Origin of the sequence: Nonomuraea turcica (assembly GCF_030718205.1) — a bacterium.
GTDB lineage: Bacteria > Actinomycetota > Actinomycetes > Streptosporangiales > Streptosporangiaceae > Nonomuraea.
This window is the reverse complement of record NZ_JAUZQF010000010.1, coordinates 293,122-317,944: the sequence shown is the minus strand read 5'-3', so window position 1 is coordinate 317,944 and position 24,823 is coordinate 293,122. Positions and strand designations below refer to the sequence as shown.

Here is a 24,823-nt window from a genome sequence, read left to right as displayed (position 1 = left end):
GTGTCAGTTCCTTCCGCGGAGGTAGCCGAGCTGAGGCAGCTCGCGCTGGTATCGGTCGAGGAGCCGGTCGGCCACCGTGACGGAGTCGACCAGCGGGTGGAGGGCGAAGGCACGCAGCGCCGCCGCGCGCGAGCCCGTGGCGGCCGCCTCGATGACCGCCTGCTCCACCTCCTTCACGGCGCTCACCAGGCCGAGCGCATGGCCGGGGAGCGGATCGACCGAGATGGGGCGGGCGCCGTTGGCGTCGACGAAGCAGGGCACCTCCACCACGGCGTCCGGATCGAGGCCGCCGATCGCGCCCCGCCCGCGGACGTTGAGGATGAGCGTGGTCCGCTCGTCGAGCGCGATCGCGCGCATGAGGGCCAGGGCGACCTGTTCGTAGCCGCCGGACTCGAGGTCTCCGGGCGCACGCTCGCCGGCGCCCGAGGCCTCGCGGGCCTCCGCCATGTAGGTGGCCTCCCGCTCCAGCCGGACGCTCTCCCACGCCGCCAGCGCCGAGCCGCCGGTGTGCGTGTAGAACCGCCGTTGCTGGTCGATGAGCACGGAGCCGCGAGTCTGCCTGGCGGCGCGCGCGGCGGCCACCGCCTCGCGGGTGAAGTAGTAGTAATGCAGGTATTCGTTGGGGATGCAGCCGAGGGCGCGCAGCCACTCGACGCCGAAGAGCTTGCCCTCTTCGAAGGAGCCCAGCGCGTCGGCGTCCCGCAGGAGATCGGGGAGCAGGTCGCGGCCCTTGACGCGCAGGCCGCGCAGCCAGCCGAGATGGTTGAGCCCGGCGTAGTCGAGCCACACGGTCGCGGGGTCCACGCCGAGCGCTCCGGCCACCCGACGGCCCAGGGCGATCGGCGAGTCGCAGATGCCGATGACCCGATCGCCGAGGTAGTGGGACATCGCCTCGGTGACCATGCCCGCGGGGTTGGTGAAATTGATGACCCACGCCTCGGGCGCCGCCTCGGCGATGCGCCGCGCGAGCTCGCAGGCGACGGGGACCGTGCGCAGGCCGTACGCGATGCCGCCGGCGCCGACGGTCTCCTGCCCTGGCACGCCCTCGTCGAGGGCCACCCGCTCGTCGATGGCGCGCCCTTCGAGACCGCCGACGCGGACGGCGGAGAAGATGAAGTCGGCTCCCGAGACGGCCTCGGTGAGGTCGGTGGTGGCGTGTACCTCGGGCGCGTCGGGCACGCCTCCGGCCAGCTCGCCCAGCACCCGCTGGATCGCCGAGATCCGCGAGGCGTCGAGGTCGTGGAGCGTGACGTGGGTGACCCGGCCCTTGCCGCGATCGGCGAGCAGGGCACGGTAGACGAGCGGTACGCGGAACCCGCCGCCGCCGAGAACGGTCAGCCTCATACCGTGATCACCTCGACCCCCGCCTCCCGCATGGCGGTGAGCGTTGCCTGGTCGCCCGGGGCGTTGGTGACGATGACGTCGAGATCCTCAGGACCGCACACCCGGGCCATCCCGGTGCCGGGGAACTTTCCGACGTCCGCGACCAGGACCACCTGGTCACTCGCCGCGATCATGGCCCGCTTGACCGGCACCTCCACCACGGTGGTGTCCATGACGTGTCCGCCGGGACGCACCCCGCTGGTGCCGAGGAAGAGCCGGTCGGCCTTGATCTGGCGCAGGTTGTCCTCGGTGAGGAAGCCCACCAGGGACCGGTAGTCGCGACGGACCATGCCGCCCAGCATGATGAGCTGGATGTCCTCCTCGTCCTGCAGCTCCTCAAGAACGGCGAGGCTGCTGGTGACGACGGTGAGAGGCCGGCCGCGCAGATAGCTGGCGACGCGGTGCGCGGTCGTGCCGATGTCGAGCAGGATCGTCTCCTCGTCCTTGATCATCTCTGCGCATCTTTGCGCGATCCTGTCCTTCTCGGCTCCGCGGACCGCCGCCACATCCACGAACGGATCGTCGCGCTCGTCGATCGGCATGGCGCCGCCGTAGACCCGCCGGAGCAGCCCGTCATCGTGTAACTGCACGAGGTCGCGGCGGATCGTCGCGGGACTGGCATCGAGGCGCTCGGCCAGCGCCTCGACGGTGGCGGGGCCTTCTGAGCGCACAATGCGCACGATCATCTCGTGGCGTCGGTCCCGGAGCATGACTGGGACAGTAGCGCTCAAACACGATCATTGCCAGAGGAATTTTTGGGAATTCTCGAGCAAACTATTGCACAGTCGCTCAGCAGGGTGCACGATCCTGCCTAAATTCGGCGAGGTGCGAGTGCGCCAGAAGTGGGCGGAGCGATGCCAGACAACGCGGTCCAGCCGCAACTCGATGTCTTCGTGTCCGGCCTGCTCTTTTTCGACGTGGTCTTCGCCGGCCTGGACCAGGGGCCCAAGCCGGGAATGGAGATCTGGACCACCGAGATGGCCTCGGGGCCCGGCGGGATCGCCAACTTCGCGTTCACGCTGGCCCGGCTCGGCCTGCGGACCGGCCTGGCGGCGGCCTTCGGCGACGATCCCTTCGGCCGCTACTGCTGGACGGCGCTCAGCGAGGAAGAAGGCGTGGACCTCAGCCGGTCCCGTCTGTTCTCCGGATGGTCCACCCCGACCACCGCCTCCCTGGCCTACGAGGGCGATCGCGCCCTGGTGACCCACGGCTCCCCGCCACCCCTGGGGGCGGACCAGATGATCGGCGATCCTCCGGCGGCTCGGGCGGCGATCGTCCATCTAGGCCCGCAGCCGGTGGAGTGGCCGGCGCGGACCGGCGGCCTGGTCTTCGCCGACGTGGGCTGGGATCCCACTGAGGAGTGGTCGTCGGCGATGCTCGATCAGCTCGCCGGGTGCCACGCCTTCATGCCCAACGCTCATGAGGCCATGAGCTACACCAGAACGCACACACCCGCGGCGGCGCTCTCCAGGTTGGGGGATCTGGTGCCGCTCGCGGTCGTCACCTGCGGAGGTGACGGTGTCCTCGCGGTCGATGCGATCAGCGGCGAAGACGCGAACGTCCCCGGAGTGCCGGTGGACGTCCACGACCCCACCGGCGCCGGAGACGTGTTCGGCGCGGCCCTCGTCGTGGGAACCCTGGCCGGCTGGCCGCTCGCCGAGCGGATCCGGTTCGCCAACCTCGTCGCGGCCCTGTCGGTGCGGCGGGTGGGCGGCGCGCCCTCGGCGCCTGGCTGGGCGGATGTGGCCGGCTGGTGGCGGGATCTCACCGACCAGCGGCTGCGCCACGAGTACGGCTTCATCCCCGATGTCATCCCCCATAACCCGGAGGGTTAGAAATGGAACTTTCCCGCAGAAGGCTCATTCAGTCCGGACTTCTCTCCCTAGCGGCGGCAGGCATCGGGGGCACGGCCGCCTGCGGTGGCTCAGGTGGCACCGCTGCCGGCAGCGGCGGCGGCGCCACGGAGCTGACCCTCTGGTACTGGGGTGGCGGCCTGAGCGACAAGGTCGTGGCCGACGCCGTCAAACAGTTCGCCCAGACCACGCTCAAGCCGTCGGTGATCGGCGGCGACTTCAAGCAGAAGCTGATCGCCACGATGAACGGCCGCAAGTTCGTGCCCGACATCACGGGGATCAAGGGCGAGAACATCGCCTCCATGCTGGCGGAGTCCGACCGGTTCATCGACCTCAACACCCTCGGCGCGGGCAAGCTGGCCTCGCAGTACGTCGAGTGGAAGTGGAAGCAGGGCTCCACCACCGACGGCAAGCTCATCGGATTCCCGATCGACATCGGACCCACCGCGCTGTTCTACCGCAACGACATCTTCGAGAAGGCAGGCCTGCCGAGCGACCCCACCGAGGTCGGCACGTCCATGTCCACGTGGGACACGTTCTTCGAGGCCGGGGTGAAGCTGAAGAAGGCCAACCCGGACGCGTTCATCATCGACTCGGCCGAAGGGCTGTTCGACAAGATGGTCGGCCAGGGCCCCAAGCGCTTCATCGACGAGAGCAACAAGTTCATCGGCGACCAGCCGCACATCCGCGGCGCCTGGGACATGGTGATCAAGGCCAACGGGCTGGGCGTCATCGCGCCCAAGTACGACGGCGCGGACTGGAACGCCGCGGCCGCCCAGGGCAAGATCGCCGGGACCGTGGGCGCGGCCTGGTTCGCGCTGGACCTCAAGAGCGGCGTGGAGGCCACCTCGGGCAAATGGCGGGTGGCGCCCATGCCGGGCGGGCCGGCGAACATCGGCGGGTCGTTCCTGGCGCTGACCAGGGAGTGCCGGGATCCCCAACTGGCCTTCCAGATCGTCACCTGGCTGCTGAGCGCGGACAACCAGGCGCGGGGCTTCACCGACGCGGCGCTGTTCCCCTCCACACCCGCCTCCTATGACCTGCCCGCGCTGACCGGAGGGGACCCGTTCTTCGGGGACCAGAAGACGATCGAGGTGTTCGGGCCGGCCGCGAAGAACATCCCGGTCCAGTACGAGGCGCCCGCGGACGCGGCCGTGGCCCAGCCCTTCAAGGACGAGATCATCAATGTCTGGACCAAGGGCAAGAACGCCGACACGGCGTGGACCGACGCGGTGAGCGCGGCCAAACAGATCGCCGGGCGCCAGGGTGTGAGCTGAGAGGACGGCACCCCCTCATGTCCGCCCGCACCTCCACGGATATGCCCCGACCCGCCGCGGCCGCCTCCGGCCGCGGCGGGCCCGCCCACGCCCGACGCGCCCGGCCGGAGAGGGCATGGCGCCGCTATTGGCCGCAATATCTGTCCATCTCGCCCTTCTTCCTGCTCTTCACCGTGTTCATGCTGGTGCCGGTGCTCTTCTCGCTCTTTCTGGCGTTCCACAAGTGGGACGGCCTGGGCGAGATGGAGTTCGTCGGTCCGCGTAACTTCGAGCTGCTGATGCAGGACGGCAGGTTCTGGCTGGCGCTGCAGAACACCTTCCTGATCTGGTTCATGTCCACGATCCCGATGTTGTTCCTGGCTCTCGTCGTGGCGAACATGCTCAACTCGGCCGTGCGGTTCGCCGGGTTCTACCGGATCGCCTACTTCGTGCCGAACGTCACCTCGGTCGTCGCGGTCACGATCTTCTTCGGCTCGGTGTTCAGCACCAACTTCGGGCTGATCAACGCCATCCTGCAGGGGCTGTCGGCCTCGCCGGTCCCGTGGCTGGTCAACGAGTGGACGATCAAAATCGTCATCGCCGCGATCATCGGCTGGCAGTGGACCGGCTACAACGCGATCATCTACCTCGCCGGGCTGCAGGCCATCCCGAGCGAGCTGTACGAGGCCGCCAAGATCGACGGCGCGGGCCCCGTGCAGCTCTTCTTCCGCGTCACGATCCCCATGCTGCGCCCGATCATCCTGTTCACGGTGGTCGTCTCGACGATCAACGGCATGCAGATCTTCACCGAGCCGCAGGTGCTCTTCGGCATCAACTCTGCCAACAACGCCAGCTCGGGCGGGCCTGGCGGGGCCGGGCTCACCGCGATCCTGTACTTCTACCGCGAGGCGTTCAACAACAACGACTACGGGTACGGCGCCGCCATCGCGTGGGCGGTGTTCGTGGTCATCCTGCTGTTCACCGCGATCAACTGGCGCCTCGTGCAGCGCCGGGAACGGGGGCTGTGATGACCGTCACGCGGCTGAGGGCCGCCGCCCTGCACCTCGTTCTGGTCGCGGGGGCGCTCGTCTCGCTGTTCCCGTTCTATTGGACCGCCGTCATGGCGACCAACACAACCAAGGACATGTACCAGGTGCCGCCGAAGGTAACCTTCGGGCCGGCGCTGTTCGATAACCTCGGGCGGCTGATCAGCTCCATCGACCTCTTCGGCTCGATGCTGAACACGCTGATCGTCGCGTGTTGCACCACCGCGCTCGTCCTGTTCTTCGACTCGATCGCGGCCTTCGCCTTCGCCAAGTACGAGTTCCCCGGGCGGCGGGTGCTGTTCGGCCTGCTGCTGCTCACGTACATGTTGCCGATGCAGCTCGCCCTCATCCCGCAATTTGTGATCATGGTGGAACTGGGCTGGGTGGGCACGCTGAACGCGCTGATCGTTCCGGCCGCCGCGAACGCGTTCGGCATCTTCTGGATGCGTCAGTACATCAAGGGGGCGGTGCCCGACGAGGTGCTCGCCGCGGCGCGCATCGACGGCTGCGGGTTCTTCCGGCAGTACTGGCACGTGGGGCTGCCCGCCATCCGGCCCGGCCTGGCCTTCCTCGGCATCACCACGTTCATCGCCGCCTGGAACGACTACACCTGGCCGCTGATCGTCATGGTCGACCCGTCGAACCTCACCCTGCAGGTCGCGCTCTCCCAGCTGAACACCGTGCACAACCTGGATTACAGCCTGGTCCTCACGGGGGCGCTGGTCGCCGTTCTCCCTCTCGCGGTGGTCTTCGTGCTGTTCGCCCGCGGCTTCATCCGCGACGCCATGAAGGGCGCGCTGCGTGGGTGACCTGTACCGTTCGTGGGGCGGCCGTGATCGTGAAAGGAGCGCCATGACCGTTCCGGCCTGGTTCACCGACGCCAAGTTCGGCGTGTTCATCCATTGGGGCGCGTACTCGGTGCCGGCGTGGGCCGAGCCCACCGGTGAGCTGGGGGCGGTCAACCCGGAGATGTGGTTCGCCCACAATCCGTACGCCGAGTGGTACTGGAACACCAGCCAGATCGAGGGCAGCCCCGCCCATGAGCACCACCGCACCGTGCACGGCGGCCTTCCCTATGACGACTTCCTCGACGCGTGGACGGCCGAGCTCTTCGACCCCGCAGACTGGATGGAGTTGTTCGCCCGCGCCGGAGCCCGCTACGTCGTCCCGACCACCAAGCATCACGACGGCATCGCCCTGTGGGACGCGCCCGGCACCGGCACCCGCAACACGGTCCGCCGCGGCCCGCATCGCGACCTGGTCGCCGATCTTGCCGCCGCGGCGCGGGCCCGCGACCTTCGTTTCGGTGTGTACTACTCCGGCGGGCTCGACTGGCACGCCGGCCGCCGGGCCGTCATCCGCCACGAGGATCTGATCGATGCGTGCCGCCCTCACGAGGCCGCCTACGCCGCGTACGCGCTGCGCCAGGTGCGCGATCTGATCGACCGTTACCGGCCGGACGTGCTGTGGAACGACATCGGGTGGCCCGACGCGGGCATGGCCGACCTGCAGGACATGTTCGACCACTATTACGCCACTGTCCCGGACGGCGTGGTCAACGATCGCTGGGACGGCGCTCACGCCGACTACCTGACCAGCGAATACCAGGCGAACCGCCAGAACGAGACGGCCGCGCACTGGGAGCAATGCCGCGGCATCGGCCTGTCCTTCGGCTACAACAGGAACGAGGGCCCTGAGCACCTGCTGGACTCGGCAGGCGCCGTCCGCCTGCTGGTGGACGTCGCCTCACGCGGCGGCAACCTGCTGCTCAACGTCGGCCCGCAGGCCGACGGCGCGCTGCCTGGCGAGCAGCGCGCCGTCCTGGAGGGCATCGCGTCGTGGATGTCCGGTCACGGCCGCGCCGTGCACGCGACCAGGCCCCTGGGCGTGGAGCGGCGCGATAGGCCGGAGAGAGCGAGGGACGAAGCCAACGGAGGCCGCAGCAAGCGCGACCATAAGCACGCCACGCCACGCGACGGCGCCCCATGGATCCGCTGGACCCACGACGACCGGCACGCTTTCGCGTTCCTCGCCGACGTCCCGGACTCGGCCCGCGGTCAAGTCCTGCTGAAGACTCGCCCGGGACTGCTGGATCCTGCTACGGCGGTCCGCCTGGACGATTTCCCGGTACGGGCCGACGCCGTGCCGGACGGCCTCCTGGTCACGTCCGTCGAACTCGGCGCACCGATGCCCATAGTGATCCGCTTCGCCCTCCTGTGAGGCCCGGCTTCCAGCGCAGCGGAAGGGTGCGATGACGTCGTCGGCCGGACATTCGACGAGAACCCCCAATATGGCATCACACTGTCACCCAAAGATTGCTTTCCGTGTGCTTAGGTAGTGCTTTGACAATTGGCGTGTCGGATGGGGTTCAAGGGTGTCAAGGTACGGCTGGCGTCACTCGGCGTTCGCGCCCGTAGTGGGGCTGATGGTCTCCGCGCTGCTCATGGTGGCCGGGTTTGTGGAAATGTTGCTGGTGTCCGTGGGCGCGACCACGGCACCGGCGGCCGCCGAGCTGGTGGTCACCCTCATCATCGCGGTGTTCCTGACCACTGTGCTCAGGATCGCCAGGGCCGTGCCGGACATCCGGCGGGAGAGCGCGGCGACGGCGCGGGCCGTGGTGAGCGTCCAGGCGGTGCGACCGACCGATGACACGCTGGTGGCGCGGCGGCTCAAGCTGTTCAAGGAGGCCGCCGAGGCCGGCAACGACTGCGAGGCGGTGCTGAGCGCCCGGTCCGCGCTGGACGAGGGCGAGATGGCCAACAAGCACCACCTCGACCACGCGCTCATCTGGGCACTGCCGGTCTTCGGGTTCATCGGCACCGCGCTGACGATGGGCGCGATGGTCAACTCGTTCTCGAACGCCCTGGACAACCAGGCGGACCCGGGCGTGCTGATCGCCGCGCTCAAGCAGCACGTGTTGCCCGAGCTTGCCTCCGCGTTCGGCGTCACCCTGGTCGCGTTGTTCCTGAGCGTGCTGGCGTTCGGTGCGATGGCCCTGGTGGAGCGGGCGGAGCGGGCCGGTGTGGCGGCCGCCGACGAGGTGTTCCTCACCTACATCGCGCGCCTGCCGGCGAAGCAGGCCGCTCCCGCCATGCACGGGCTCACCCAGGAGCTGGCCCTGTCCAGGGGCAGGACCGAGGAGCTCGTCAAGGGGCTGGACGCGCTGCGTACCGCGGTGGAGCGGTTGAGCGCCGTGGAGAGCCGGCCGCAGAAGTACACGCTGGTGAGGGAGCCGTGAGGAAGCGGGCCGCCAGGCCATTCGCGCCGCCGCTCGACCTGCGCTTCATCGACCTGTTCATGGCCATCGTCCTGGCGTTGTCGTTCGTCGCGATCATGCTGACCGTCGTGGCGCGGATGTTGCCGACGGAGGACTCCTCGCCGCCGACGCGCCAGGAGAAGAGCGTGGCCCAGCTACAGCGCGAGCTCGACGCCGCCGAGCAGGCCAGGCAGAAGGCCGAGGTGGAGCTGCGTACGGCGCGGGCGCAGATCGCCGCGCAGACCGCCTTCACCCTGCCCTGGTGGCTGATCGGGTTCTGCGCCCTGCTTGGCGTGCTGGCCGTGTTCATGAGCTGGCGTATCCGGCTGTGGAACGAGGGCAGTCTGCCGCGCCTGCGTAGTTGGTTACTGGTCACCTTGATCGTGGCCGTGGTGACGATGGTGATCAGGTCGCTGAGCGACAGCGACGGGAACCTGCTGCTCGCGGAGATTCCCTGGTGGGCGGCCGACGCCCTCTGCCTGGGGCTGCTGCTCGTCGCGTACGTGTTGATCTCCGACATCCGGTCCAGCCGCGCCACGCTCGGCGAGATCAGGAGGCGGCCCGCGAAGAGCCATGAATTCCGCTGAACTTTACTTCTGTCACATCTGACGCAAATAGCGTGACCTGCATCCCTGACCTCGTAAGGAGATGCGATGTTGCGTCGAGTCCTGGGTGTGCTGGCCGCCGCCGGAGCCGTTCTGTTGACGGCCCTTCCCGCCGCGGCGGCCGGCGGCGCCGAGCCCCTTCCCCGGGCGCACGCCCATAACGACTACGAGCACGAACGGCCGCTCCTGGACGCCCTCGACCATGGGTTCACCAGCGTCGAGGCGGACATCTACCTGGTGGAGGGCGAGCTGCGCGTCGGGCACGACCCCGAGGACCTGCGGCCGGGCCGCACGCTCCAGTCCCTCTACCTCGACCCGCTGGCCCAGCGCGTACGCCAGGGCCACGGGCACGTCTTCCCGGGCAGCCGCCAACAGCTCCAGCTCCTGGTGGACATCAAGAACAACGGCGCGGCCACGTACACCGAGCTCGACAAGGTGCTGGAGTCGTACCGGAAGATGCTCACCACCTACCACAAGGGCAAGGTGAAGCCCGGCGCGATCACCGTGGTCATCAGCGGGGATCGGCCGCGCGAGCTCATGGCCGCCCAGGAGCGGCGCTACGCCTTCTACGACGGGCGCATGGCCGACCTCGGCCAGGGCAACCCGGCCCTGATCTCGCTGATCAGCGACAACTGGACGAGGCACTTCACCTGGCTCGGCGAGGGTGAGATGCCGGCCGCCGAGCGGGACAAGCTGCGGCAGATCGTGGCCACGGCGCACCGCGACGGGCAGCGGGTGCGGTTCTGGGCCACCCCGGACGCGGCCGGTCCGGCCCGGGATGCCCTCTGGCGTGAGCTGATCGCGGCGGACGTGGACCACATCAACACCGACGATCTGGCGGGGCTCCAGCAGTTCCTGCGCGAGCACGACAGAGAGCGTGCGGCTGCGTAAACCCGTCGCGTTGTCCAAAAACGCCCGGTAAGGTCCGGAACCAGACTGGCCGCGGGACTTCGGTGCGACTTCCGGAACCCGCCTGTACCGCGATGCTTCGCAGCTCGTGCCTCCATTCCCCGGCCAGTCCGCGACCTCGGGGGAGCCCATGGACACCTACGCCGACCTGATCGAGTGCGAGGACGTGCTGCTCTTCGCGAACGCGGCGATCACTTCGACCGGCCAGCGCGAGTTCCACAGCGCGGCCGGCGAGCAGCGGCTCTCCCTCGGCTTCCTGCACCGCTACATCCACGGCAACTACCCGGACCTGTACGCGGCGACGCTGGCGCTCGACATCAACGACCACAACGCGGCGCTCATCATCGCCACCGTGCTGGCCCACCCCGGTCAAGGCGACGGGCGGCTGATCGCGCGGCGGCTGGCCAGGATGAGCCCGCCCCGCGTCTACCGGCTCTTCCAGCGGCTGCGCCACGACGGCGTCAACAACCGGCGCACCCGCGCCCTCGTCCGTGACTGGCTCGCCGGCCGCCCCGACCTGGCCTTCGACGCCGTCAAGTACCGCGCGGCGGTGAAGTCGGCGGTGCGGCACGCGCACCTGCGGTTGCCGGGCGAGCTGGGCGACTTCTTGTTCGCGCCGTTCAGCCGGGCCCGCTACGAGACGCCGGTGCTGGAGGCGTGGCGGCGGGCGCACTACGACAAGGCGGCTCTGTACGAGCTGCCGTACACGGTCGCCGAGGGCTTCGCCGCCCGTCACGGCATCAAGAGGACGTTGTTCCTCGAACGCATCGCACCCAAGCTGACCAGGCTCGAACGGCTGCGCCTTGCCGAGTCGGCGAGCAAGGACGGCCTGGACACCCAGGCAGACCTGGCCGCGATGCCGCTGGTCCGGCTGGCCTCGTACGTGATGGCGCTGCCCGCGGACACACGCATGCGGCGCCGTGCCGAGCTGGTGGGCGCGCTGCGGGCCGCGGCCGCTCGGGTGGCCGGGGCGCGTGCCGGCACGTGGGGCAGCGTAGCGGCCGTGCTCGACGACAGCTTCTCGTCGTTCGGCTCGCCGGTGAAGAAGCGCCGTCCGCTGGCGGTGGCGCTGGCCTGTCACTACCTGCTGGAGGCGCTGGCCGGCTCCTACCGCGGTCTGTGGTTGTCGCTGCGGACCGATCCGCTCCAGACCCGGCCGTCCGGGCCGACGCCGCTGGGACAGCGGGTGCTCGACGCGCTCGAAGCACGGCCCGGCATGCTCGTCATCGTCTCCGACGGCTGGGACAACGCGCCGCCCGGGCTGGCGGGCGAGGTCCTGCGGGTCTGGCGGCGCAAGCTCGACCCCGGCGGCGACGTGGGCATTGTGCACGTGAACCCGGTTTACGATGCCGACCAGTTCGACGTGCGGCGGTTGTCGCCGATGGTGCCGACCGCCGGCATCAGGGACGCCGAGGACCTGCCGGCGCTGGTGGAGCTGGCCAGGTTCGCGGAGGGCAGGACGGGGCTGGGCGAGCTGCGGGCGTACCTGGCGGACCGGGCGGCGCAGCTGGAGGCACGATGATCGACCTCACCGGTCTCGACACGCGGCCCGCGCAGACCTGGGGCTCGATGCGGTTGGTGCCGCTCGTGCGCCGCGAGCCCATCGAGGACCTGCGGCTGCACGCCAAGGTCTACGGTGACGAGCCGTCCATGGTGTTCCTGCCCGACAAGACCGTCTACACGTCGTACGTCCCCCACGCCTTTGTCGCGTCGTGGACCGACGACGGCACCCCGGCGGCGGCGTACGGCACCCAGCTCGGGCAGCCGCTGGACGAGCTCCAGCACATGGGCATCAGGACCCGGCGGAGGATGGCCCGCCGGGTGGACAAGAACCGGCTCAGGTTCCTGCCGCTGCACCTGGCCGTGGAGGGTTTCCTCGCGCTGCACTTCGGCGGGCCCGTGATCGCCTGGGAGGAGTGGTCGCGTCAGGCCATCGCGCACGGGCTGTCCGCACGGGCCGAGGACGCCTACACCGGCGCCGAGGTACGCGGGCTCGACGACGCGCTCAAGGTGTTCGAGATCTACCCGGGGCAGTGCGGGCTCCTGCTGTACGCGGGCGACACGCTGGCCAGCGCCTTCGTCGTGCCGCACCCGGAGGACTACCGGGCGCTGCACCCCACGCTCATCAGGGACCTGTACGGAGAGCTGGTCTACGAGTACGCGCTCTTCTACCCGGCCAGGGACTTCCCCGCCGTCATCGACGAGACGACGGTAACCACCCTGGCCGACCTGCGGGCCCAAGCCCTGCTGCGGGAGCACGAGTGGGCCGACTTCCACGACTCGGTCATGGCCGAAGGCCTCCTCCAGGCCCCCGCGCACGTGGAGGAGGTCTACCGGCTCGGCCGGTTCACGCTGAGCCGCTTCCTGCCGGCGTTCGAGCGGAAGCGCGAGAACCACATCGGGGAGACGATCACTGATGGAGACGGGCGGCTGGCGTACCTGAAGACGTTCCGGTTGTCGGAAGCGCAGACCCGGCGCGGCCACCTGGTGAGCAAGCTGGCCGAGCACGGCTGGAGCCTGCCCGCGACCGCCGCCGCGCTCGGGACCGACGCGGAGGCACTGGGGATGCGGCTGAAGCGGGCGGGGTTCGGGCATCTGCTGCGGCAGGACGTCCTCGACGGCTACCGCAAGGCGGTCAATGGGCGCAACCCGCGTACTCGTCGAGGCGGCGGAACATCGCCGCCAGCATGAGCGGGAACATCGCCACATGCGCGACCATCATCAGCGTGCCGCCATCGATCACGCCGAGCCACAACAGAGGGAAGAGCGGCACGACCGGGACGAACATGGCCGCGCACATCTCCAGGGTCGAAGCCCAGCCGTGCCCGCGGATCCGCATCCACACGGCCATGCCCACGGACATGTTGACCGCCATCACCAGGTAGCCCAGCTCGGGGTGCTCGTGGTGGGAGACGCCGAGACCCACGAGGTCGAGGAGCGCGCCGAGCGCGAACATTCCGACGAACATCGCGATGATCATCTCGAGGTAGTGGAGCGCGAACCTGCCCCAGCGGCGGCGGGGTTTCGTGCCTGGTGTCGTCGTCATGTGTCCGACTGTCCTGGACGCCATGGTCACCCGCCAAGGCAGGCCAGCGGACATGTCCGGAAACTTGGGTTCTTGGTCCTTCGGACCTACAGTCGGGGCCATGGAGGTACGACGGGTCGCTGTGGTGGCGTACGACGCGGTCGCGCTGCTCGACCTCGCCTGCGTCATCTCGACGCTGGAGGAGGCCAACTGGCGCGGCGCGGCGCCGTGCTACCAGGTACGCCTGGTCACCCCGGGCGGCCACGCCGTCACCACCGGCACCGCCCAGGTCATCCAGGCCCAGGACACCCTGGAACAGGTCCATGGGCCGCTCGACACGCTCATCGTCTCCGGTGGCATCGGCTACGCGAGCGCCGCCGCCAACCCGCTGGTCGTCGCCCACGTCCGCCGGCTGGCCCGGGAGAGCCGGCGCGTCGCGTCCGTCTGCACCGGGGCGTACATCCTCGCCGCCGCCGGTCTGCTCGACGGGCGGCGCGCCACGACGCACTGGGAACAGGCGCAGGAGATGGCCGTCCGGTTTCCCGACGTCGTCGTCGATCCGGATCCGATCTTCATTCGCGACGGCGACGTCGCCACCTCCGCCGGCGTCACCGCCGCCCTCGATCTCACCCTGGCCTTCATCGAGGAGGACAACGGGAGCGAGCTGGCCAGGACGGTGGCCCGCCATCTCGTCACCTACCTGCAGCGGCCCGGCAACCAGGCGCAGATGAGCATGTTCGTCAGCGCGCCCTCGCCCGCGGACGGCCTGGTCAAGCGGACCGTCGACTACATCAACGGACATCTCGCCGAGGACCTCACCACGGCCACACTGGCGGAGGCGGCCGGTGTCAGCGAGCGGCACCTGACGCGGCTGTTCCTCAAGCACGTCAGGCTGACGCCTGGCCGGTACGTCCGGCAGGCCCGCGCCGAGGCCGCCGCCCACCTGCTGGTCTCGACGTCGTTGCCGATGACCTCGATCGCGGCGCGGTGCGGGTTCGGGACGGCGGAGACGTTGCGGCAGGCATTCATGGACCGGTATGGCATCCCGCCCTCGCGTTACCGCCTGACGCAGTCGTCCGCCGCCACGTGACACCTGGCTAATGTGTCTGCGATGAACGGTGACCGGGTCATTGGCGGGTATGCGCTGCGGCGCCTGCTCGGCCGGGGCGGCATGGGCGAGGTGCATCTCGCGGCCACGCCCACCGGTGGTCTGGCCGCCGTCAAGGTCATCAATCCCGCGCTGGCCCGTGATCCGGCGTTCCGGCGGCGGTTCGAGCGCGAGGTGGCGGCGGCCCGGCGGGTGGCCAGGTTCTGCACCGCGCCCGTGCTCGATGCGGGGATCGATGGGGACGTCGCCTACCTCGTCACGGAATACGTGAAAGGGCCGTCGCTGGCGGAGGTCGTACGCGATCAGGGGCCTTTGTCCGGTGGGAACCTGGAGGCGCTGGCGGTCGGGATCGCCACCGCGCTGAGCGCCATCCACGGGGCCGGGGTGATCCACCGCGACCTGAAGCCCTCCAACGTGCTGCTCTCGCCGCTCGGGCCGCGTGTGATCGACTTCGGCATCGCCCAGCTGGTGGACCACGACAGCCTGGCCAGCCAGGCGATTCTCGGGACGCCTGCGTTCATGGCGCCCGAGCAGGTGCGCGGCGAGGTGCTGACGCCTGCTGCCGACGTCTTCGCGTGGGGCGGGGTGATCGCGTTCGCGGGGACGGGGCGGCTGCCGTTCGGGGGCGGGGCGCCTGGCGAGGTGCTGTACCGGATCATGCAGGAAGGGCCGCGGCTGGACGGGCTCGACGAGGGGATCAGGGAGGTGGTGTCACGGGCGCTCACCAAAGACGCCCGCCTCCGGCCCACCGCCCAAGGACTGCTGTCCGAGCTGATGGGCGGCACTCGCCTGGCCACGGCCACCGAGGTAGTGGAACGCACGTGGACGGGCACCCCGATGACCGCCCCTCCCATCGCCGCGTCATCCTTCGGCGCGCGGCCTGCCGATGCGCCTTCGCCCGGCGCGCGGCCCGCCGCCGGCGTCAGCGGCGGGTTGGGCGAGGCGCAGTTGCCCCGCCCGCCGATGGGCACGCATTCGGGCGGAGTGCCGAAGGGCGGCACGCAGTCGGGCGGCACGCATTCGGGCGGCACTCAGTCTGGCGGGGCGCCGCATGGCAGGGCGCCGGAGGGCGAGGCGCCGCATGGCGGGGCGCACTCGGGCGGGGCGCCGGAGGGCAGGCGGAGGAGGCGGTGGTGGCCGTGGGCGGCCGGCGTCGCCGCGATGGCGCTTGTCGGCGGCGCGGCACTGGCCGTGCCCGGACTGTGGCAGGAGACCTGGCCGTACGAGGCGGACTTCGGCGACGCCTGGGCGGTCGGCACGTCCGAGGGCGGAAACGCCCGCCAGGCGGGCGCCGGCTACGAGCTGACCGTCAACCCCGGCTGGCGCCTGTGGAAGTCGGCGCCCCGCCGGGAGCCCGACGGCGGCGTGATCGTCAGCACGAAGGCCACCCTGACCCAGGGAACCGGGGAGTACGGTGTGTGGTGCCACGGCTCGGCCGGCTCCGGAGACCGCTACGAATTTGCGGTGACCGGCTCGGGAAAGATCACGATCGTCAAGCGCCGCACGGGCACGCGCGGCACGACCCTGCACGGCCCGGCGAACACGCCCGTCACCGCCGTCAACCGCATCGTGGCGGAGTGCGCCAGAAGCGGGGACAAGGTGACGTTGCGTATGTGGCTGAACGAGCGCCTGGTTGCCGAGGCGTCCGACGCCGACGCCCCATACGCCCCGGACAAGGCAGGCGTGCACGCCGCCGCCGGCGCCACCGCCTCCGCACGCGTCCGCTTCGACTCGTTCGCCCTCAGGCCGGCGGATCAGTGATGTGCCGGTTGAGGGGTGGGTGAGGTGCGGTTCGGCGTGTTGGGGCCGCTGCGGGTCGACGGAGGCCAGGCCCCGGGACCGGCCAAGCACCGCACGTTGCTGGCCGCGCTCCTGCTGTCCGCCCCCGAGCGGGTGCCTGTCGAGCGGCTCATGTCCGTGGTCTGGGACAACCGGCCGCCGGCGTCGGCGGAGTCGGTGCTCAGGGTGTACGTCAGCGCGCTGCGCAAGCTCGTCGACGGCATCCGTACGGTGCCCGGCGGCTACCTGATCGAGGTCGCGCCGGACGACGTCGACTGCCACCGGTTCGAGCAGCTGGTCGCCGCGGCGCGCCAGGCCAGGGCGGCGGGTCAGGCCGCGGAGGCGGCGGACGGGTTCCAGGCGGCGCTGGGGTTGTGGCGGGGGCAGGCGCTGGCCGACATCGAGTCGTCGTCGTTGCGCCGGGCGCACGCCGTACCGCTGGAGGAGTTGCGCCTGACCGCGCTGGAGGAGCGCGTCGAGCTGGACCTGCGGCTGGGCAGGGGCGCGGAGGTGGTCGGCGAGTTGCGGGCGCTGGTGGGCGCGCACCCGCTGCGGGAACGGGCCTGGGTACGCCTCATCGAGGCCCTTCACCAGGCGGGGCGGCGGTCGGAAGCGCTCGGCGCCTACCAGGACGCGCGCCGGACGCTGGTCGAGGAGCTGGGCCTGGAACCGGGTGCCGAACTGACCGCCGCCCAGCAGCGGGTCTTGGCGGACACGGTGCCGGACTCGGGCACATCGGACACCGCCCCGCAGCCATCACAAGACGACCGCGCGTGGGCGGCACACGGCGGCCATCAGTCGCCGGACGGTGTGGGGCTGGGGCCGGCGGGCGGAGGCCGGCGGCGTGCCGGTGCGGTGAGTGATGAGCTGCCGCCGGACATTTCCGACTTCGCTGGGCGGCAGGCGGCGCTCGACTGGATTCACCGGACGGCCGGCCAACAGGCGCCGGCGGCCCCCGTACACCTGGTCCTGCACGGCCCGCCCGGCTGCGGGAAGTCGGCGCTGGCCGTGCACGCCGCGACCGGGATCGACCTCCCGGACGGCCGGCTCTACGCCGCGCTCGGCGCCCGGCCGCCCAGCGCCGTGCTGGAGGACCTGCTGCGCTCACTCGGCTGCCCGGACGGCGCGGTGCCCCCGGCGCTGGATGACCGTGTACGGCTCTACCGCACCATGACAGCCCGCAGACGGCTGCTGCTGGTGCTGGACGACGCCACCGACGAGGCCCAGGTACGCCCCCTGCTGCCGACCGGGACAGGGAGCCTCACTTTGGTGACCAGCCGGTCGTCGTTGCCGGGGCTGGAGGCGGCGCGGGCGTACGAGCTGGGTGTGCTCGAGGAGGGCGAGGCCGTGGCCATGCTCGGCGGCGTGGCCGGGCACGAGAGGGTCCACGCCGAGCCCGAGGCCGCCCGGCGCATCGTCCGCCTCTGCGGCCACCTGCCGCTGGCCCTGCGCATCGCCGGGTCCCGGCTGGCCAGGAAACCGGGCTGGACGCTCGAGCACCTGGCCGGCCGCCTCGGGGACGAGCGGCGCAGGCTCGACGAGCTGAGCGCGGGCGACCTGGCCGTACGCGGCAGCCTGGCACTCGGCTACCGCGGCCTGCCCGACCCGGAACGCCGTCTGCTGCGTGAGCTCGGGGCGTGGTCCGCCCCCGACTTCGCCTCCTGGGTTCTCGGCGCGGAGCTGGAGCCGCTGGCGGAGGCCGGGTTGCTGCAGTCGCGCGGGCTCGACGAGGCCGGTCAGGAACGCTACGGCTGGCACGAGCTGACCAGGCTCTACGCCGCCGAGCGGCTGGCCGAGGAGGACGGCGGCCCGGGCGGCGTGCTGGCGGTCAGGGCGGAGGTGATCCTGGAGCGTACGCGGCAGGCCAGAGCGGCTCTGCTGCCCGCCGAGCCCGGCAGCGGCCGTACCGAGGTCCACCTGCCCGAGCACGACACGTCGGAGGAAGGGCTCCCTGGGGGCCCGGCCCTCGAAACCGGATGGTTGCGGCAGGAAGCGCAGTGGCTGAGCGCCGAACGCCGCTTCCTGGTCGCGACCGTTGACGACTTCTACCGGGCCGGGCTGCATGAGGCGGCCTGGCGGCTGGCGTTCTACCTGACGCCGCTGTTCGAGCTGGGTGCACACCACGACGACTGGCACGCGACCACGGCGATCGGCCTGGACGCGGCCAGGGCGGCCGGCCACCGGCGCGGTGAGGCGCTTCTGCTGCGCGGTCTGGCCGACCTGCACCGGGCCGAGGGCCGCACGGACGCGGCCGCGGCGGCCCTGCGCGCGGCCCAGCCGCTGGCGGAAGGGGTCGAACTGGCCAGGATCACGCTGAGGCTCGGTCTCGTCCAAGCCCAGACCCGTCCCGGCCCCACGCACCCGTCGCCGCAGGTGGCGCAGGCCGAGCAGGCCTTCGTGCGAGCGCTGAGAGCGTTCGAGGAAGCCGGCGATCGACGCGGCCGGGCCGATGCGCTGCGGGCGCTCGGGGCCCTGCGTCAGGACGAAGCGCGGCTGCGGGAGAGCCTGGCCGCGTACCGAGATCTGGGAGATCCCCGTGGTGCGGCGGAGGCGCTGCTGGACCTGGCGAGGCTGCATCTCGCCGCCGGCCGCCACCCCCAGGCCCGCGACTGTGTGGAACGGCGGCTCGGCCTCAACCGCCGCCTCGGCGACCGCCTGCCCGAGGCCGTGGCGCTGCTCGTCCTGGCCGAGGTGGCGCGGGCGGAGGGAGCACTCGAGGACGCCGCGCGCGCCGCACGGGAGTCGCTGGAGACCTTCACCCGGTACGGCGACTGCAGGAACGCCGCCCAGGCACTGCTGGCGCTGGCCAGGACCGCCCTAGAAGGTGATGAGACTGATGGTGCTGTTGATGCGCTAATGCGTGCTATGGGAGAGTTTGACGGTCTCGGCGACCAGGAAGGCAAGGCCGAGGCCGTACGGCTCGCACAGGAGGCTCGCAGGCGACGTGGTCAGCGCATATAGCGGACTATGCGGATCCTGAAGGTCGCCTCTCTAAGGTGAGGGCCACATCCCCGAACGACGAAGGTGATCACATCATGCGAAGGACGATCGCGCTGGCCGTCGCGGCCGCGAGCTCCGTCGCGCTGGCGGGCTGCGGAATGCTTCCGAGCCAGCAGGGCGGCGGTGGCGAGGAGAGGCAGTCGCAGGCTGTCTCGGACGAGCAGGCGACGCCCACCCAGGCTCAGGAACAGCAGACCGCGCCCGCGCAGCAAGGCCAGGTGATCGCCAGTCGCGAGGCCAAGGTCGGCGCAGGGAGCATATTCGGCAAGGCCCGCGTCGAGATCACTGCGCTCAAGCGCCAGGGCAGGACCGTCAGCCTCAACTGGACGGTCACCGCGACCGACGGCAAGGTCAACGTGCACAACGGCCTGGGCACCGCCGCGCTGGACTTCACGGTCTCCGGCGTCTCCCTGATCGACCCCGTCAACGCCAAGCGCTACCGGGTCGCCCGCAACGGCACCGGTGAGGACGCGAAGTGCGTCTGCTCCGGCACGCAGGGCCAGTTCCTGGAGTCGGGAGAGGCCTCCACGCTCTACGCGGTCTTCGCCGCGCCGCCCGCGGACGTCACCAAGGTCAACGTTGAGATGCCCACGATCGGCTTGTTCACCGATGTTCCGATCTCTTAGCCTGACCGTCGCCCTCGTCCTGTCCCCGACCCCGGCGCCGAGCGTGCCGGAGCTCCCATCCGACGCCACCGGTCCGGTCGAGAACCTGGTCCTGCCCGTCGAGGACATCATCGGCGAGGTCGAGTCGATGGACGGTACCGAGAGCGAAACCAAGCAAGGCCGCCAGGTGACGGTCGCGTTGACGAGCGACGTGCTGTTCCCGCTGAACAAGTGGCAGCTGACCGCCAAGGCCCGGCAGCGGCTGCGGCAGGTGGCGGAGAAGGTCAACGCCGAAGGCGCGGGTGGCGTGGTCAAGATCGAAGGGCACACCGATGACCAGGGGAGCGACGCCTACAACGTCGCGTTGTCGCGGCGGCGGGCGCAGGCCGTGCAGCAGGCCATGCGCGCGCTCTTGACCGGCCCGGGCATGACACTCCAGGCCGGCGGGTACGGCGAAAGCCGGCCCAAGCTGCCCAACATCGTGCAGGGCAAGCCGGTGGAGAAGAACCGGGCCAAGAACCGCCGCGTGGAGATCGTCTTCACCGCCAAGCAGTGACCGGTCAGTCGCCCGGGAGCTCCCCCAGCGTCACGTTGAGCGTCTGCTGGGCGCCGGCCCGCATCACCGCCACCCGGGCCTGGTCGCCCGGTTTGAGAGTGGTGAGGATCTCGGACAACTCGGCCATGGTGGGCGTTTTCTTGTCGTTGACCGACACGATCATGTCACCGGCCCGGATGCCCGCCTTCTCCGCGCCCCCGCCCGGCTCCACTCCGACCACGCCCACCCCGCTGGGCTCGTCGTCGGGGCCGACGACGGTGCGGCCCCTGATGCCGAGCGCCGCCCGGCGGGTGTTGGTGACCTTGCCGTCCTTGACGATCTGGCCGGCGATGTCGGTGGCGGTGTTGCTCGGGATCGCGAAACCGATGCCGGGTGCGGCGCCGCCGCCCAGCTCCGGGTCTCTGGCGGCGAGCGTCGGGATGCCGATCACCTGTCCGGACAGGTCCACGAGCGCGCCGCCGCTGTTGCCCGGGTTGATCGCGGCCGAGGTCTGGACCGCGCCCGCGATCGTGGCGCCGGGGGAGCCGGGGTTCTCCGGTTCGGTGACGGTACGTCCGACCGCCGAGACGATCCCATTCGTCACGCTGCCGGACAGACCGAGCGGGTTGCCCATGGCGAGGACGATCTGCCCGACCCGCAGCTTGGAGGAGTCCCCGAACTTGGCCGGCCGCAGCCCGTCGGGCTTGTCCACCTTGATCACCGCCAGGTCGCCGGCGGCGAAGGAGCTCACCAGGCGGGCGGGGCGCGGCGCGCCTCCGGTGGCGATCGTGACGTTCATCTGCGTGGCCTGCCCGACCACGTGGGCGTTGGTGACGATGTGCCCCTGAGAGTCGAAGACGATGCCGGAGCCGAGTCCGGCCTTGGTGTTGATCTGCACGATGGAGGGCAGGACATCCGTGATCACCTGCTCGTAGGCCGCCTCGAGCGACTGCGCCGGGCCGGCGGCCGTCGCCGTCGGTGATGGCGACGGTGACGTGGCCGTGGGCGAGGCGGTGCCGGTCGTGGTGATCGTGCCGCAGCCGGTGAGCAGCACGGCGAGCAGTCCCGCGATGATCTGCCTGATGGGCTCCCTCATGGGAGGTCCCTGCCCAGCTCACCTGGAAAGATACGCTTCACGGAATATCCGCTGACCTTACAGAATTAGATTCTGCAGGGGGAGTAGGGGAATTATCCCTCTCTGTAGTGACGTAACCTCAAGGCCATGGCGGACGTCGGCGACCAGAAACCTTCCTTCGATTCACCCACCACCCCGTTCCGCAAGGTCGTCCTGCCTGCGGAGGAGACGATCAGGATCCCTCGCCCTCCGGCGCCGGGGAATTCTGTGCCGATCAAGCCCTCAACCCCGCCCCCGAGCGGGCCTCCCATCCGGCCGCCGGTGCAGCAGCCACCCTTGCCGCCCATGCCGCCGGTGCTGCCGCCTGAGCCCCCGGCCCGCCGCATCGGGGACCTGCCGATCAAGGTCGTCTACCTGTTCGGCGCCATCCTCGCCACCGTCCTGGCGGTCGGGCTGATCTTCGTGGTCTTCTCCGGGGACGTGCCGACCAACAACCAGCCGGGCGAGCAGGTCGTCCGCGTCGCCCCCATACCGACGTCGTCGGCCACGCCCACGGCGGCCTCGCCCAGCCCGACCGTCAGCGAGAGCCCGATCGTGTTGCCGCCGGTGCCGGAGAGCAAGGCGTACAAGAACCTTTCGGGCACGGCGTCCCTGGTCACCGGCACCATCACGGACACCAAGTCCGGGATCAGCTATCCGCGGCTGGCCTCGCCGTGGAAGGCCAGGTCCTACCCGCCGTACTCGATCGCGCAGCGGATCGGCAAGGTCGAGATGCCGTTCACGCTGATCGCCTCGGCGATGTATCCCGGCGAGTCGCCCGAGAAGAAGCCCAGCTCGGACGCCGACTACCGGGAGATCGCCACCCAGGCCGTCCGCTGGAGCATCCGCACCCAATACCCCAAGGGCGCCACGGTCGAGTGGACCGCCTCCAAGAAGATCCCGCTCGGCAAGGGCTGGACGCTCGGCTACAAGGTGACCTACACCAACGACGGCGAGCAGGAGGTCGCGCAGGCCATGGTGACGGTGGTCGAGGTGGGCAAGACCAAGCCGGCGATGCTCATGGCCTCGATCCCCGAGTCGAACAAGGCACGCTGGCGCGATCTGAACACCCTCGCCCTGCAGGTTCGCCCGCTCTAGCCAGGGAGTCAGAAGCATCCTCTAGAATATGGTTCTGGGCATGACTCGGACCTGGCTGGAGGATGAGCAATGGCGATCGGGTTGAGCGAGGAGCATGAGGCGCTCCGCGAGTCGGTGAGCGGCTGGGCCGAGCGGAACATCCCCTCGGAGCTCGCGCGCGCCGGTTCGGACGGGCGTCCGCCGTTCTGGGCCGGCCTCGCCGAGCAGGGGCTGCTCGGCCTGCACGTGCCCGAGGAATACGGCGGCTCCGGCTACGGGCTGCTGGAGACGGCGGTGGCCGTCGAAGCCCTGGCCGAGCGTGTGGCCCCCGGCCCCTATGTGCCGACCGTGCTGGCCAGCGCCGTGATCAACGCGTCGAAGCGCCCCGAGCACCTCGAATCGTTCGCCGACGGCACCCGCACCGGCGCCGTCGCGCTGACCGGCGACTTGCGCGGCACCCTTGCCGAGGACGGCTCCCTCGTCGTCTCCGGCACGGCCGAGCCCGTGCTCGGCGGCTCGCTGGCCGACGCGCTGGTGTTGCCGGTCGCCACGGCCGAGGGCGAGGAGTGGATCCTCATCGACGCCTCCTCCGCCACCGTCACCGAGATCAAGTCCCTCGATCTGACCAGGCCGGTGGCCAAGGTCGAGCTGTCGGAGTTGGCCGTGCCCGCCGAGGGCATTCTGGGCGGCGTTCAGGGCTCCGACGTACGCAACCTCGCCGCGATCCTGCTCGGCGCCGAGGCCACGGGCCTGGCCTCCTGGTGCCTGTCCGCCGCGGCGGACTACGCGAAGGTCCGCGTGCAGTTCGGCCGCCCGATCGGGCAGTTCCAGGGCATCAAGCACAAGCTCTCCCGCATGCTGGTCGCGCTGGAACAGGCGCGCGCCACGGTGTGGGACGCCACCCGTGCGCAAGGGAAAGAGTTGGACTACGCCGCCGCCATCGCCGGCGTGATGGCCCCCGACGCCGCGGTCCAGTGCGCCAAGGACGCCATCCAGACGTTCGGCGGCATCGGCTACACCTTCGAGCACGACGTGCACCTCTACTACCGCCGCGCGCTCACCCTGCGCGCCCTGCTCGGCTCGTCGGCCGAGTGGGCCGCCACGGTGGCCTCGCTGGCACTCCAGGGCGTCTCCCGCGACATGGAGATCGACCTGCCGGAGGACGCGGAAGAGCTGCGCGAAGGCATCCGCGCCGAGATCGCGGAGATCGCCCGGCTCGAGGGCAAGGAGCAGAAGCGGGCGCTGGCCGCGCGCGGCTTCGTCATGCCCCACCTGCCCAAGCCGTGGGGTCGCGACGCCAAGCCGCTGGAGCAGGTCCTGATCGCACAGGAGCTCAAGGCCGCCAAGGTCCGCACACCCGCGCTGATCATCGGCGCGTGGGTGGTGCCGTCCATCGCCGTGTACGGCACCCCCGAGCAGCAGGAGCGTTTCCTGCCCAAGACGCTCAGTGGTGAGATGATCTGGTGCCAGCTGTTCTCCGAGCCCGGCGCGGGATCCGACCTGGCCTCGCTGCAGATGAAGGCCGAGAAGGTCGAGGGCGGCTGGAAGCTCACCGGGCAGAAGATCTGGACCTCGGTCGCCCACGTGGCCGAGTGGGGCATCTGCATCGCCCGCAACTCCAGCGAGGGCACCAAGCACGAGGGCATCACCTACTTCCTGGTCGACATGAAGGCCCCCGGCGTCACCGTCAGGCCGCTGACCGAGATGACCGGCGAGAACCTGTTCAACGAGGTCTTCCTCGACGACGTCTTCATCCCCGACGACCTGGTCGTGGGCGAGGTCGGCGAGGGCTGGAAGGTCGCCCGCAACACGCTGTCCAACGAGCGCGTCTCGCTGTCGTCCGGCTCGGGCGGCACCGGCGCGTCCGTGCCCGACTTGCTCGGCCTCATCGGGCGGCTCGGCCGCGAGCTGACGCCGGCCGAGGCGCAGACGGTGGCGGCGGTCGTCTGCGAGGGCCACTCGATCAACGCGCTCTCGCTGCGGGTCACGCTCAAGCAGCTTGCGGGGAACGAGCCGGGCGCGGACGCCTCCGTACGCAAGCTGCTGTCCACCTCCCACGCCCAGCACGTCTCCGAGACGGCCGTGGAGTTGCTGGGCGCCGCCGCCACGACGGCGGCCGACGCCAAGCTCGGCGACGCCGGCTACTGGACCCGGGCGGTGCTGGCCACCAGGGCCATGACGATCTACGGCGGCACCACGGAGGTGCAGCTCAACATCATCGGCGAGCGGATGCTCGGCCTGCCGAGGGACCCTGAGCCCGGCAAGTAACGCA

General features: G+C 70.4%; 21 protein-coding genes. 17 read left to right on the top strand and 4 right to left on the bottom strand.

Going from position 1 to position 24,823, the window contains the following annotated elements:
* Window positions 1-3 precede the first annotated feature (3 nt).
* Window positions 4-1,344: a 6-phospho-beta-glucosidase gene (locus Q9G87_RS26780; protein ID WP_305919230.1), complete on the bottom strand. Its 1,341-nt coding sequence runs from the start codon at window positions 1,342-1,344 to the stop codon at window positions 4-6.
* Window positions 1,341-2,093 carry a DeoR/GlpR family DNA-binding transcription regulator gene (locus Q9G87_RS26775; protein ID WP_305919229.1) on the bottom strand — a complete coding sequence of 251 codons (753 nt, stop codon included), beginning with the start codon at window positions 2,091-2,093 and terminating at the stop codon, window positions 1,341-1,343. Before Q9G87_RS26775 ends, Q9G87_RS26780 begins: the two co-directional genes overlap by 4 nt.
* 144 nt (window positions 2,094-2,237) lie before the next feature.
* Here Q9G87_RS26775 and Q9G87_RS26770 point away from each other — a divergent pair, with 144 nt between their 5' ends.
* From Q9G87_RS26770 to Q9G87_RS26725, 10 genes are all read left to right on the top strand, one after another.
* Window positions 2,238-3,218, top strand: a complete 981-nt coding sequence (locus tag Q9G87_RS26770) for a carbohydrate kinase family protein (protein ID WP_305919228.1) — start codon at window positions 2,238-2,240, stop codon at window positions 3,216-3,218.
* A gap of 2 nt (window positions 3,219-3,220) precedes the next feature.
* Complete coding sequence (locus tag Q9G87_RS26765; RefSeq protein WP_305919227.1) at window positions 3,221-4,513, top strand: ABC transporter substrate-binding protein; 1,293 nt, start codon at window positions 3,221-3,223, stop codon at window positions 4,511-4,513.
* Window positions 4,514-4,554: 41 nt separating this feature from the next.
* Window positions 4,555-5,520 (top strand): carbohydrate ABC transporter permease, encoded by a 966-nt coding sequence (locus tag Q9G87_RS26760; protein ID WP_305919226.1) that lies wholly within the window; start codon window positions 4,555-4,557, stop codon window positions 5,518-5,520.
* A complete protein-coding gene (locus Q9G87_RS26755) occupies window positions 5,520-6,347 on the top strand; it encodes a carbohydrate ABC transporter permease (protein WP_305919225.1) in 828 nt (275 codons plus the stop codon). The genes Q9G87_RS26760 and Q9G87_RS26755 overlap by 1 nt, the downstream gene beginning before the upstream one ends.
* Window positions 6,348-6,390: 43 nt before the next feature.
* Window positions 6,391-7,758, top strand: a complete 1,368-nt coding sequence (locus tag Q9G87_RS26750; protein WP_305919224.1) for an alpha-L-fucosidase — start codon at window positions 6,391-6,393, stop codon at window positions 7,756-7,758.
* A 154-nt stretch (window positions 7,759-7,912) separates the two neighbouring features.
* Window positions 7,913-8,776 (top strand): hypothetical protein, encoded by an 864-nt coding sequence (locus Q9G87_RS26745; protein WP_305919223.1) that lies wholly within the window; start codon window positions 7,913-7,915, stop codon window positions 8,774-8,776.
* The gene (locus Q9G87_RS26740; RefSeq protein ID WP_305919222.1) at window positions 8,773-9,381 is read left to right on the top strand and encodes a mediator of RNA polymerase II transcription subunit 21; all 609 of its coding nucleotides are present in this window, start codon (window positions 8,773-8,775) and stop codon (window positions 9,379-9,381) included. Before Q9G87_RS26745 ends, Q9G87_RS26740 begins: the two co-directional genes overlap by 4 nt.
* A 66-nt stretch (window positions 9,382-9,447) precedes the next feature.
* Window positions 9,448-10,290 (top strand): phosphatidylinositol-specific phospholipase C/glycerophosphodiester phosphodiesterase family protein, encoded by an 843-nt coding sequence (locus Q9G87_RS26735; protein ID WP_305919221.1) that lies wholly within the window; start codon window positions 9,448-9,450, stop codon window positions 10,288-10,290.
* Between the two features lie 148 nt (window positions 10,291-10,438).
* Window positions 10,439-11,830, top strand: a complete 1,392-nt coding sequence (locus tag Q9G87_RS26730) for a hypothetical protein (protein WP_305919220.1) — start codon at window positions 10,439-10,441, stop codon at window positions 11,828-11,830.
* A complete protein-coding gene (locus Q9G87_RS26725; RefSeq protein ID WP_305919219.1) occupies window positions 11,827-12,999 on the top strand; it encodes an ARPP-2 domain-containing protein in 1,173 nt (390 codons plus the stop codon). The genes Q9G87_RS26730 and Q9G87_RS26725 overlap by 4 nt, the downstream gene beginning before the upstream one ends.
* On the opposite strand, the gene Q9G87_RS26720 is transcribed toward Q9G87_RS26725, so the two are convergent.
* Window positions 12,944-13,354, bottom strand: a complete 411-nt coding sequence (locus tag Q9G87_RS26720) for a hypothetical protein (protein ID WP_305919218.1) — start codon at window positions 13,352-13,354, stop codon at window positions 12,944-12,946. The genes Q9G87_RS26725 and Q9G87_RS26720 overlap by 56 nt on opposite strands.
* Window positions 13,355-13,454: 100 nt before the next feature.
* On the opposite strand from Q9G87_RS26720, the gene Q9G87_RS26715 reads away from it, so the two are divergent.
* The 5 genes from Q9G87_RS26715 (at window position 13,455) to Q9G87_RS26695 (ending at window position 20,381) form a co-directional block, all read left to right on the top strand.
* Complete coding sequence (locus tag Q9G87_RS26715; protein ID WP_305919217.1) at window positions 13,455-14,423, top strand: GlxA family transcriptional regulator; 969 nt, start codon at window positions 13,455-13,457, stop codon at window positions 14,421-14,423.
* 21 nt (window positions 14,424-14,444) lie between these two features.
* Window positions 14,445-16,202, top strand: a complete 1,758-nt coding sequence (locus Q9G87_RS26710) for a serine/threonine-protein kinase (protein ID WP_305919216.1) — start codon at window positions 14,445-14,447, stop codon at window positions 16,200-16,202.
* 24 nt (window positions 16,203-16,226) lie between these two features.
* Entirely contained in the window at window positions 16,227-19,181 is a 2,955-nt protein-coding gene (locus Q9G87_RS26705) for an AfsR/SARP family transcriptional regulator (RefSeq protein WP_305919215.1), read from the top strand.
* Window positions 19,182-19,255: 74 nt separating this feature from the next.
* Entirely contained in the window at window positions 19,256-19,846 is a 591-nt protein-coding gene (locus tag Q9G87_RS26700; RefSeq protein WP_305919214.1) for a hypothetical protein, read from the top strand.
* Entirely contained in the window at window positions 19,830-20,381 is a 552-nt protein-coding gene (locus tag Q9G87_RS26695; protein ID WP_305919213.1) for an OmpA family protein, read from the top strand. The genes Q9G87_RS26700 and Q9G87_RS26695 overlap by 17 nt, the downstream gene beginning before the upstream one ends.
* Window positions 20,382-20,385: 4 nt before the next feature.
* Here the strand turns inward: Q9G87_RS26695 and Q9G87_RS26690 are convergent, their stop codons facing one another.
* Window positions 20,386-21,456 (bottom strand): S1C family serine protease, encoded by a 1,071-nt coding sequence (locus Q9G87_RS26690; protein WP_305919212.1) that lies wholly within the window; start codon window positions 21,454-21,456, stop codon window positions 20,386-20,388.
* A 126-nt stretch (window positions 21,457-21,582) separates the two neighbouring features.
* Between Q9G87_RS26690 and Q9G87_RS26685 the strand changes: the two genes are divergently transcribed.
* Window positions 21,583-22,572 (top strand): hypothetical protein, encoded by a 990-nt coding sequence (locus Q9G87_RS26685; RefSeq protein WP_305919211.1) that lies wholly within the window; start codon window positions 21,583-21,585, stop codon window positions 22,570-22,572.
* Window positions 22,573-22,641: 69 nt separating this feature from the next.
* A complete protein-coding gene (locus tag Q9G87_RS26680) occupies window positions 22,642-24,819 on the top strand; it encodes an acyl-CoA dehydrogenase (RefSeq protein ID WP_305919210.1) in 2,178 nt (725 codons plus the stop codon).
* Window positions 24,820-24,823 lie beyond the last annotated feature (4 nt).